Annotated in this window: 10 protein-coding genes; 2 read left to right on the forward strand and 8 right to left on the reverse strand. The window is 47.6% G+C overall.

The features are described from left to right. Positions 1-40: 40 nt before the first annotated feature. The 8 genes from KK062_RS26625 to KK062_RS26660 all read right to left on the reverse strand — a co-directional run bounded on the left by KK062_RS26625 (position 41) and on the right by KK062_RS26660 (position 8635). Positions 41-2503 (reverse strand): glutaminase family protein, encoded by a 2463-nt coding sequence (locus KK062_RS26625; protein ID WP_254087428.1) that lies wholly within the window; start codon positions 2501-2503, stop codon positions 41-43. A 189-nt stretch (positions 2504-2692) separates the two neighbouring features. Then, positions 2693-3139 carry a DUF4267 domain-containing protein gene (locus KK062_RS26630; RefSeq protein WP_254087429.1) on the reverse strand — a complete coding sequence of 149 codons (447 nt, stop codon included), beginning with the start codon at positions 3137-3139 and terminating at the stop codon, positions 2693-2695. A gap of 83 nt (positions 3140-3222) precedes the next feature. Further along, complete coding sequence (locus tag KK062_RS26635) at positions 3223-3798, reverse strand: Crp/Fnr family transcriptional regulator (protein ID WP_254087430.1); 576 nt, start codon at positions 3796-3798, stop codon at positions 3223-3225. A gap of 17 nt (positions 3799-3815) precedes the next feature. Then, positions 3816-4289 (reverse strand): transcription elongation factor GreB, encoded by a 474-nt coding sequence (gene greB, locus KK062_RS26640; RefSeq protein WP_254087431.1) that lies wholly within the window; start codon positions 4287-4289, stop codon positions 3816-3818. Between the two features lie 28 nt (positions 4290-4317). Further along, positions 4318-5367, reverse strand: a complete 1050-nt coding sequence (locus tag KK062_RS26645; protein ID WP_254087432.1) for a winged helix DNA-binding domain-containing protein — start codon at positions 5365-5367, stop codon at positions 4318-4320. Position 5368: 1 nt separating this feature from the next. After that, positions 5369-6541, reverse strand: coding sequence for an epoxide hydrolase family protein (locus KK062_RS26650; protein WP_254087433.1), 1173 nt, complete (start codon positions 6539-6541; stop codon positions 5369-5371). Positions 6542-6614: 73 nt separating this feature from the next. Further along, positions 6615-7157, reverse strand: a complete 543-nt coding sequence (locus KK062_RS26655) for a Crp/Fnr family transcriptional regulator (protein WP_254087434.1) — start codon at positions 7155-7157, stop codon at positions 6615-6617. A 131-nt stretch (positions 7158-7288) separates the two neighbouring features. Next, positions 7289-8635, reverse strand: coding sequence for a hypothetical protein (locus KK062_RS26660; RefSeq protein WP_254087435.1), 1347 nt, complete (start codon positions 8633-8635; stop codon positions 7289-7291). A gap of 257 nt (positions 8636-8892) precedes the next feature. Here KK062_RS26660 and KK062_RS26665 point away from each other — a divergent pair, with 257 nt between their 5' ends. Further along, positions 8893-9543 carry a cellulose binding domain-containing protein gene (locus KK062_RS26665; RefSeq protein WP_262899326.1) on the forward strand — a complete coding sequence of 217 codons (651 nt, stop codon included), beginning with the start codon at positions 8893-8895 and terminating at the stop codon, positions 9541-9543. Next, the coding region (locus tag KK062_RS26670; protein ID WP_254087437.1) for a DEAD/DEAH box helicase at positions 9504-10616 on the forward strand (1113 nt) is incomplete at its 3' end. The genes KK062_RS26665 and KK062_RS26670, both read left to right, overlap by 40 nt.

Here is a 10616-nt window from a genome sequence, read left to right on the forward strand (position 1 = left end):
CGGAACGGCCTTGTATTTTATCTTACTGTAAGTCCAGACACTACTTGCCCCGTAACCTATCGGATAAGATCTTCATATAGAATCCGCCCACCACACTCCGCGCTTTGAAGTTGTCACGGATTCCGGTGTTCGAATCGTAAAAGTCATTGAGCGGAACACGTGAGGGAGTTTCGAGTGCATGTACGTATACCGGTTTGACGAGCGCCTCAAATTGCGCTGGCGTGGGCGCAAATGTGGCCGTCCACAAAATCCAATCGTTTTTGGTATAGGCTCTGCGGCTGTCCAGTGGTATACCGAATTTATTGTTCTTCGTCAGGTAATACCGGGTCTCCGTTTCATAAACTTTCTGCGGGAACAAGTTAAGTTGCAGCACTTTATCCCAAACCAGGTTATACTTTTGACTCCAGGTGTTCTTGTCATCAAACGTCAGGGCGTAGTGGTCGCCGGCATCCGCCATTTCGATCCACTTCGGTACCATGCTTTCAGCAATAGCACTGTATTTTTTTGCAGTTTCGTGTTCGCCCAGCGCTTCGGCCAGCTGCGCATAGCAGGCAATTCCTACAATCGCTTTAACAGACAAGTTGGCATTCCGGGCAAGGTGCCCCGCGAAATCATCCGTACATAATTGCGTCTTGGGGTCGAGGCCCTCCCTGACAAGGTAATCCACCCACGTGGAGAGCGTTTTCCAATGTTTTTTTGCGTAGTCCGCGTTGCCTTGCACCTTTGCGATAGCCGCCGTAAGGATGATCATATTGCCGGACTCTTCTACCGGCATCGGTTCACCATACGTCTGTCCATTCGCCTTAGGATACGTGCCAAGGTCGTGTGCCGCCCACGGATGAGGATATTTTCCTGATTCGCTGAAATAGAAAATACCCGTGAGCATACCTTGCATCAACTCCGGATTGTAGAGCAGGTAAAGCGGAGCAGAAGGATACGTTACGTCTACCGTATTAATAAACCCACCGCTGTTATTTTCTTTCGACAACCACAGAATTTCATCCTGGGGACTTTTCACGAGCGTATGCGCTGCGATGCTTTGACGATATGCAAGAATGCACAAATGCGCATATTGCTCGCCTCCGGCCTTCAATGCCTCGCCGGCAACAGCCTTATCAAAGGCCGCGCACTTCTGCATGACCGCGCTGTATTCGTCCGACGCTTTGGTCAACTGACCCTCTATCGTCTCTTTGCCGGAATTGTTCCAATAGGGTCTCAGGTTAGTATTGAAGTACTGGATGGAATAGATCTCGTCATACCCCAGCTCGACATAGCGCTCCACCGTGGCGTCCCCGACGGTTCCAAAAGGAATCACCGTATTCAGCGACAATGACCGGCCTTTTGACTCGGTCGATTTTACAGTGCCCTTTTTAAAGGCACCGGCCGCTTCAGCGCTCTTGCTGATAAATTGCTCGGCGCCACTGGACTTAGGAGCGGCTACATAGAAGTAGCCCCAGTCAATGCGCATGTCATCGGCGCCCTTTTGCAGCGTGGGCTGCTCAACCGTACCTGTTTTCAGGATCGACAGCTTGTCCGTGGCATACTTTTGAGCCGTGACAGCCTGCGATGGCTGGTATACGGCTATACTCGACGATGCACCAAGAAAAGCCTTCACAGAATGCTTTTTCCCGTCGTTCGCCTTTACGCTATATGTTATGTAGGATACAGGACGCGACAAAAGGTTTAGATCGTTCAGCAAAAGAGGTGACGTGAACGTCACCTGCAAGTCGATCTTTCCGGCGGTGAAATTATAAATAGTCCGCGTAGCCGTTACCTCCACGTTCTTTTGCGCGGCCAGCTGTGTAGTACCGGAATTGTCTTTCACCCTATCCACCAGCCCGAAATCCAGGAACCGGCCACCGGCTGTATTTACCAGATGGATGGCAATGACATTCTGGCCGGCCTTCAGGCTATTCTTACTGATTGGCTGATATTGAAAGCTATTGGTCCATCCCGTTTTCTCATAGACCTGCTCGCCGTTCAGAAACACCGTGACGTTATCATCGTGGTTCAGTTTCAAAAACAATTCATTGATGCTGGCAGGGTTGCCGACATTAAACGACCGTCTCACCCAAATGTCATGAGACTTCCAGAGCGTTTTTGCAGTTTTGTTATCGTCGCCGATCGGCGCCGGGCCAGACTTCCAACCTTCCGCTTTATAGTCAGGTGAGAACCAGTTTCCCTGTGGCGCTGCTTCGGTATAGGCTACCGTATAAGCAGCTTCATCCGACGCATTCAACACAGTGCTGTAATTTGTCTCCTCTTTTCCAAGGAAACGATAGATTTCGCCGTCTACGTTGATGAGCCCCAGCAGCGAATGCTCCGAGCCTGTCCAGTGTGTGGTGGTCGAGGAATTCAGCTCGTCTGTGTTCGACCAAATACTGAAATTGGGGTTGTGCGTGATCAGCGGATAGGCTGGTGCTTTCCGGTCCTGCGCAAGCGCACCGATCGACGCGATGCAAGCAAGCAGAGCCAGAAATCCTGGTTTGTTTCGTGTAAGCATTTAAGATTCGTAGTTATGACGTTTACAAAATAGCGCTTCTCTGCAAAGAAATGCACAGCAAAACTACGCAATCGGTCAGAATTTCATGTCACGGACCCCCTACCACCGCCGGGACACTGGGGCAGCAGCCCTAAGTTGTCTTTTAGTAATTGATTTCTCACGGGGAAAATCGTTTCCCGCACCGCGTAACTATTTCCTATGTGCGTGATCGCCTTTAAGGCTGCTACGCATATGGAATAGCAGGAAGCTATTTGCGATCATCACCAGCGCCGTTACGCCATGCACTAAAAGGTGCTCAAGATCCCCGGCGCCATTCGTGAAGCGTATGATCAGGAAATCGACCACAGGAACGACAATGGCAGTTGTAAACACCCAGGCCGCGGCTTTTCGCATCCGCATGATCAGCAGAGGCAGCAAAACAATGCCCGAAAACACATCACGAATACCCTTGATTTTACCATACACGGCATCCTGCTCATCGCTAAAAGCTACGCCGTAGCCGATCGCACCAACCACGGGCTGCAGAATAAAGCGTACGCCGATAAAAATAATTCCCAGTGCCAAGACGAGCGTGATCCAGTAAGAAACCGAACGCATACCCCAGTAGTGTTGTTGTTGTTTGACTTGTGTTTCCATTATAATATTGATTAATGACACAAATCTCCTACACTGACCAACCTTTCTCGTTCACCCTGGTTAACTAATACAAGAAACGCGGATCATTTTTGCGTGACCATTCTTTTCCGGATCCTGGACAATGACTGAGGTTTGATACCCACATAAGAGGCAATATGATATTGCGGAATCCTTTGCGCAAGACTGGGATAGGATCGCAAAAACTGTTGGTATCGTTCAGCAGGAGAATCCTTATAAAAAGATTTTAACTGCTGCAAGCTGCTTAAAAAAACGTTTTCAATCGCTAACCGCCCTAATTTTTCACCTTCGCTAACGCCTGAATACAGCTGTTGCAAATTTTCATAATTGATAACCTGCAAAGCGGTATCCTCAATGGCTTGTATACTGGTATTAGAAGGTTCCCGGGGAAGAAAACTCTGGTAGTTAGAAACGAATTCACCTTCTTTACTGAAATATAAAGTTTTCTGACTGCCGTTATCGTTCATGTGATAACGTACTAATCCCTCTTCAATGAATCCGACATAACGGCATAGCTGCCCTTCTTCGAGAAAATATTCGCCGGCATTCAATTTAAGCGGTTTGAATAAACCAGCTAGTATTACTTCTTCATCGGCACTGATCTGGATCAGGTTCCTTATCGTAGCTATGAGTCGGGTCATCGGCGTTCGGCAGTCAGTTATTTCTGGTACTCAATTTTGGTAACATGCCAGACAAACTCACCTGCATCTGTTTTCACCACAGCTTCATCACCCACTTCTTTTTTCATGAGTGCGACTGCCATCGGTGAGTCTATAGAGATGTAATCTTTCGTGTCAAAAATCTCATTATACCCTACTATACGGAAGCGTTTTTGATCACCTCTGTCATTTCTAATTTCCACCCACGCGCCAAACAATACTTTCCCTTCCTGAAAGGGTGAATAACTCACGACCTTCAAGTCGTCAATACATTTCCGTAAATAGAGCAATCGCCGGTCAATTTCGCGCAGGCGCTTTTTATTGTAGTGATAATCTGCATTTTCAGAACGATCGCCAAGGCTCGCGGCCCAGGCCACCTTTTGCGTGGTGTCCGGCCGCTCAACGCGCCACAAATGATCCAACTCAGCTTTTAGCTTCTCCAAACCTTCTGGCGTAATCAAGGGCGTTTTCATGGTTTTGTCGTCTTGGCCGACAAGGTATCTATTTTTCTTGTTTCCGTAAAAAACGCCCAAACGCTCCGAGTTTTGATTTTACACCATTGTACTTTTTGTTGTCATCCAGAAATTGTATTTCGACAAAGGGATCCTTGTTTATCTTTTTCCATGTACCGGCTATCGTATTATCAAATAAAGCTATTGGCTTAAATATTCCATTGCCCAACAGGGACTTATCAATATCAGGCGGGAAGGCAATGTTTCTGCCTTCAGAATAACCGACCATATATTCGTCGTAAGCAGGAAGCAGCACCGATATTTTCTTTTTCTGATAATGCGTCTTTTCAAAGTACAAATACTCCAAACCATCCAGAGAAGCGCGCTGGAGGCCCTCGCCCAGTCCGGATATTCCGAATTTTGCATCTGACAGACTCAACCCACTCCACCACATAAAATCTTTTACGGTGGCAGGACTCCTCGAATTGAAATAGACCGACGCGAGTTTTACAAGCGAGTCCTTTTTGGCTATTTTCTCCGCCTGCGGAATCTTTTTATCGAAGAGAGAATAAGTAGCTTTATTTTTCTTTCTTACCCCACTGCACACACGCATTTCCAACTCGGCTCGTATCAAGATCTGCGTAGCCATCAAATTATCAACGTCGATCTTCCTTTTCGCGAGTCGATCCATTAAATCCTCTTTTGAAAGATTGTCATCGCGTTGCAATTCAACTTCGATCACCTTCCATACTTTTTTGAAAACTTCGTCTGTAAGACCTACCTGCCGATCGTAATATTGTGTTGCTTTCTTTACATACGGTGCAGATAACTCCATCATCCAGCGGACATCGTTACGGTTAACAAAATGCCAGGTGGGCCGAAGAACATGCGTGCGGATGATCTCGCCCGAATTGACACACATCTCAATATCCAGGTCGGAAGCCGTGCGCATTCGCATACCCACTGCCCATTTCGCCATGGCGTAATCCTGGGATTGCATGGCACCGAAATGAGAGACAACATCCACACAAGACTCAAACTCCGTAGAGGCTAATCTTTGATTAATCAACCTTCGTTGTATCAATTCTTTAACCGTCATATTAAGATCCACTTTGTCCAAAAACTTCTCTGAGATCCTTCACGAATAATTCAGGAACCTCCATGGCAGGAAAATGACCACCTTTTTCATGAAAGATATAGTGATCTGGTTCTCCGGTCATGGACAGCAGTTTCTTAAAGAGAGACTTATCAGCGCTTTTACCAAACACAGTCATGGCAGAAGGTACCTTCGGTGGCGTCCATTGACTGGAATCCTGTGTCCCACTCTCACTTCCCCAGTTAAAAGCCATGCTCATGTTTTCATAAAGCACCTCAGCGCTCGAAGCCCCGATTTTATTAAACCAATACAAAGAGACATTCGTCAAAATTTGATCTATGCCCATGGCGTCTTCCGGTAATTCCTTGTCCTCATCGGTCCATTCTTTATATTTTTCAACGATCCATGCCAGCTGACCCACCGGACTATCCGACAAGGAATAAGCAACGGTATGTGGTCTTGTCGATTGTATTTCAAGATACGCTGTGCCGTTCTTCTTATATTCTTTCATTCGTTCCAGCCTTAACTTTTCCTCGTCAGATAAAAATGAAGTATCCGATGGAAACATCCCCAGTCCTGCCACGGAGTAGAAATCGGTATTCACGTGTGTTCCGATCAGTTTATTTGCTGCTACTGCCGACATTATACTGGCGATCCCCGCGCCCATATCACCGCCGTGAACGGCAAATTTTGCATATCCTAATTGCTCCATCAGCGTGGCAAAGGCCGCAGCAATTCGAAACATATTCCACCCCTTTTCTCTAACCGGAGTTGAAAAACCAAACCCGGGAATAGACGGGATAACTAAATGAAATGAGTTGAGTCCATTCCCATTAGCAAGTGGCTCAATCACTTGGGCGAAATCTGCGAAGGATCCCGGCCATCCATGAATTAACATAAGCGGAGTTGCGTTGGGATCATTCGATCTTATATGAAGGAAATGGATGTTCTGGCCATCGACTTCAGTTATAAACTGGGGATACTTATTTAACAGCGCTTCTTGCTTTTTCCAGTCAAATTTGTGCTGCCAATAATCCGCCAGTTTTTTTAAATAATCTATTGGCGCTCCTTTTTTCCATCCTTCATTAATCATTTCACCGGGCCAGCGTGTCTTTGACAATCTTTGGTTCAGGTCGTCGATCTCATGCTCAGCAATTTGGATTTTGAATTGTTTCATCGCTTTTGGCTTTTGTTTAAGACAAAGTTGGCTTGAGACACGCCCCTAAAGCGATAACAATTGTTAAGAAATGTCACCTTCTATTTCTAATTCTGCTTAGTGACACGGATGTGATCCCCAGAAACGACGCGATGTAGTGTTGGGGCACTCTTTGCAGGATGTGAGGACTTTGCTGCAATAGCTCGTTATATCTCTCTTCGGGGCTATTTTTAATTCTTGAAAGAAATAGCTTCTGGTAATACATTAATCGCTGAAAGGTCTGGTCCTCCAATTCCTGTTTGATAAGTGAAGAGCTTTCTACCATGGTCACACAATCCCTTTTTTTTAAGGTATGGAGTATGGAAGGTTCAATCGTTTCAATCGAAAATAAGCTCGGCTCATTGCCGCGAAAACTCTCGGCTGATGAAACCCCCTCCCCTTCAAAAAAAAACTGAAAAGTTATATCCTTTCCGTCCTTGTTAAAAGACAGTCTGATACATCCCTTTTCTATGTAAAACATTCTTTCAGAAATCTGACCTTCCTTCAATAAAACTGTTTTGGCAGGCATTTCTTCACGTTTAAAAAAATGCCTGAACCTCTCCCATTCAGCGTTGAGTTGTTCGCGGTCTTTTACCATCGCGAAAATTAATAAAATTCTGCTATTTTCTGGCTGGCGATGTAACGCGAGATGAGAGGCATTTGCAAATCAAAGAGGTTGCCTTTTTACGATGCTTGATCCCGGGTAAGTTAGTATGCTATTACTGAAAGTTAATTTTTAAATGCCCACGAAAGGTCGAGCCTGATCTCTGGATACTTCACCGTCTGGCCATTGAACTTCTGGCTGTGAATACTCCCGTCCAGCTTGATGGCCACCGTAGGTACAGGCCGGTACACCATGCCTGCGGAGGTTTTCGTAAAGACGCCATCGTCGGCCAGGCCGGATTCTTTGTCGCCGCCAAAGTCTTTATTGTTGATCACTTCGGGATGCGACATCCAGTCGAGAAACAGATAGGGCACAAACTGGCCGTAACGGGTATCGATATTATAGGCGAGGCGTATATAGTAGGTTTTGACGTCATATGATACGGGCACGACGACATCGGCGGTAGTAAGCTGGTCGTCCGCTTTGTTGCTGTTGGCGCCCAGGAACCGTTGACGCTGTTGCGGATTGATCCCGGCCTCGCGGACCAGTGTCAGCACATTGTCGGGGTTGCGGAGGGCATCGTGTCTGGCGATCCAGTATTCTACTTGCAGGTTGACTCTGCCGATCTGTTTTTCACCGAAGAGGCCCGTGAGAAAAAAATGATCGCCGTCCATCCAGGGCAGCACGCCGCCTTGGGGAGGCCCGTCGTTAAACTCCACGGTCGATGTGGTATTCCTGCCATTCATGCTGCTGGCAAAACCGGAGGTGCCGAACACCAGCGAATGCCTGTCGGATTTCATACGCAGATCCCAACCGAGGGGCACTACGCCTGGCGCTGCGCCGCCTTCACCATTTTCAGTGGTAAGGGAATATTGAACATTGGTCGATCCGAAATTACGATTGCCATGAAGCATGAAGTTAGTGGTGCGTGTAATGAAGAGGTGGTCCGCATCGAAAATCTCCGGAGGCTCGATACCGGTGAAGGTAGGGATCTGATCGAGCTTTTCATTGTACAACCCGAAACGGCGATACATCTTGCCAACCCTTACCTGCAACTCACGGGTGATCTTGAAATTGCCCCACGCGTTACGAACTTCGATGGTCTCGTCAACATATGCCAGGTTAAAGAGCACGTCGATCTTTTCAGACAGGTATGCGGAGCCGTAAAGGTGAAAGGCTTTGACCGGCACCCATTCAAAAGGGTCGTTTTTTTTGACGGTGATACCGTCGGCACCCACGCTGGGAAAAACAAACTGCTGCTCCGCATTGGTATTGATGTATCCGTACAGCTTGAGCTCCCGGTTCAGTTCCGTTACACTTATTTGCAGGAGCTCTTCCAGCGATAGATCGAATAGGTCATCGGTCTTATAGGTCAACGTATCTTGCGCATGGGCTACACTGCAAAACAAGACCGTCAAAGAAATGAATAACCTTCGGAGGTTAGGGTGAAACAATAGGGTAAAAATATGCATATAATGAGGGGTTAGATGCAATGGTAGGCTCGAAAAAAGTAGATATGATGTAATGGAAGTTAAGATTTTCCATTGACTGTTGCTACAAAGCAATAATAAAAAAGCCCATTACCGCGGCAGGTAATGGGATTCGTAGTCCCTCGTTTCACCAAATTTATATGTATTATAAACAGTTATATATACATTAGTGCACCTCCCCCGCTTCCATTTCTTTCGTGCCCGGAGAACTATAAGTACTGACAACGGAACCACTGAATCTGAAAGTCCAGTATCGTAATGCAGACGGATCACTTACCAATAACGAAGGTAAACCTTACTTGAAGATCGTTAATACGGGAACCACAGCAGTGCCTTACAACCAGGTAACCGCACGTTACTGGATCACACCTGAAAATTTTAAAGGCAGCCTGGGCATGTGGATCGATTATGCACCGCTGGGAAATAGTAAGGTGATCATGAAATATGTATCACTTAGCACTCCAGGAGTGAACGCCCTTGGATACATTGAATACAGTTTCACAACTTCCGCGGGCTCACTTGCAGCCGGAGGTAATTCAGGAGAAATTCAGTCGCGATACGCGAATACAGACTGGTCTACCTTCAACGAAGCAAACGATCATTCCATCGGAACGAACTCTCCGTATGCTGATAAGAGTACGATCACACTGTACCGTAATGGTGTGCTTGTTTGGGGAACAGAACCTCTGACAGAAGCTCCTGTAATAAAGCTAAAGATTTTCTCTGCCCGTCGGGCCATCTGTTTCCAGTACCACCCGGATGGATTCACGCCAGCCTACCTCTACGGTGATGGAGCCACAACCAAAGGAATTTTAAAAAAGTTGCCGTCAGATTACCGTACCTTTGCCCCATGCAAATCACCGCCAAGGCCACCCAGGCTGACTACTTAAAGAATATAGGCATCGAAACACTCAATCCGATGCAGGAAGAAACGATTGCAAAGGCGGCCACTAACCCGAATTTGATGCTTCTCGCGCCCACCGGGTCGGGCAAGACCCTTGCCTTTTTGTTGCCGGTCATCCAGGCCCTGAAACCCGAAAAAGGTGAGGTGCAGGCGCTCATCATCGTGCCTTCACGCGAATTGGCGCTTCAAATCGAGCAGGTGTTTCGCAGCCTCAAGACAAATTATAAGGTTTCTTGCTTCTACGGTGGCCATGCCATGAAAATCGAAGAAAGCAGTCTTAGCACACCGCCGGCGGTGATCATAGGCACCCCGGGTCGCCTGGCCGACCACATTTTGCGCAAAACCTTCGACACCAGAACGATTCGTTGGGTAGTGCTCGACGAATTCGACAAATCCCTGCAAATGGGCTTCGAGCCTCAGCTCGCCGTCGTGTTCAAGTCCCTCACCGGCAAACAGCGTCACTTACTCACGTCGGCCACGTCGTTGGATGTAATGCCGTCCTTTATTCCCTTCTCGCAGCCCGAACGCATCAGCTACCTCCACGACACCGCTCCCACCCGGCTGAAGCTTAAGAGCGTTCACACACTCAGCACAGAGAAAGTAGAAACGCTCATGCGCCTGGTGGCAGGCTTTAACCAGGAAGTATGCCTCGTGTTTTGCAATCACCGTGAAGCGGTGGATCGCATCAGCGCGCTTTTCAGTAGGCATAACTTTGCCCACGGCATCCTGCATGGCGCCCTGGAACAAATCGACCGCGAGAAAAACCTCATCAAGTTTCGCGCCGGCGCGCACAATGTTCTCATCGCCACCGACCTCGCCAGCCGCGGCCTCGATATTCCGGAGATCAAACACATTGTCCATTATCAATTGCCCCAGCAACGCGACGCATTCATTCATCGCAACGGTCGCACCGCACGCATGCACGCCGAAGGGGAAGCGTATTTTGTCCTCGCCGAAGATGAAATAGTTCCGCCGTACATGGATGACGAAATCACCGAGATTAAACTAAGCCCGAAACTCGTGCTCCCCCCGCCGCCGTATTTTGTATGCCTGTACATC

Origin of the sequence: Dawidia cretensis (genome assembly GCF_018598175.1) — a bacterium.
In the GTDB taxonomy this organism is placed as follows: Bacteria; Bacteroidota; Bacteroidia; order Cytophagales; family Cyclobacteriaceae; genus Ohtaekwangia; species Ohtaekwangia cretensis.

Coding starts and splice junctions, on each gene's coding strand:
- KK062_RS26625 (WP_254087428.1), bottom strand. CDS start 2,503: ATGCTTACACGAAACAAACCAGGATTTCTGGCTCTGCTTGCTTGCATC.
- KK062_RS26630 (WP_254087429.1), bottom strand. CDS start 3,139: ATGGAAACACAAGTCAAACAACAACAACACTACTGGGGTATGCGTTCG.
- KK062_RS26635 (WP_254087430.1), bottom strand. CDS start 3,798: ATGACCCGACTCATAGCTACGATAAGGAACCTGATCCAGATCAGTGCC.
- greB (WP_254087431.1), bottom strand. CDS start 4,289: ATGAAAACGCCCTTGATTACGCCAGAAGGTTTGGAGAAGCTAAAAGCT.
- KK062_RS26645 (WP_254087432.1), bottom strand. CDS start 5,367: ATGACGGTTAAAGAATTGATACAACGAAGGTTGATTAATCAAAGATTA.
- KK062_RS26650 (WP_254087433.1), bottom strand. CDS start 6,541: ATGAAACAATTCAAAATCCAAATTGCTGAGCATGAGATCGACGACCTG.
- KK062_RS26655 (WP_254087434.1), bottom strand. CDS start 7,157: ATGGTAAAAGACCGCGAACAACTCAACGCTGAATGGGAGAGGTTCAGG.
- KK062_RS26660 (WP_254087435.1), bottom strand. CDS start 8,635: ATGCATATTTTTACCCTATTGTTTCACCCTAACCTCCGAAGGTTATTC.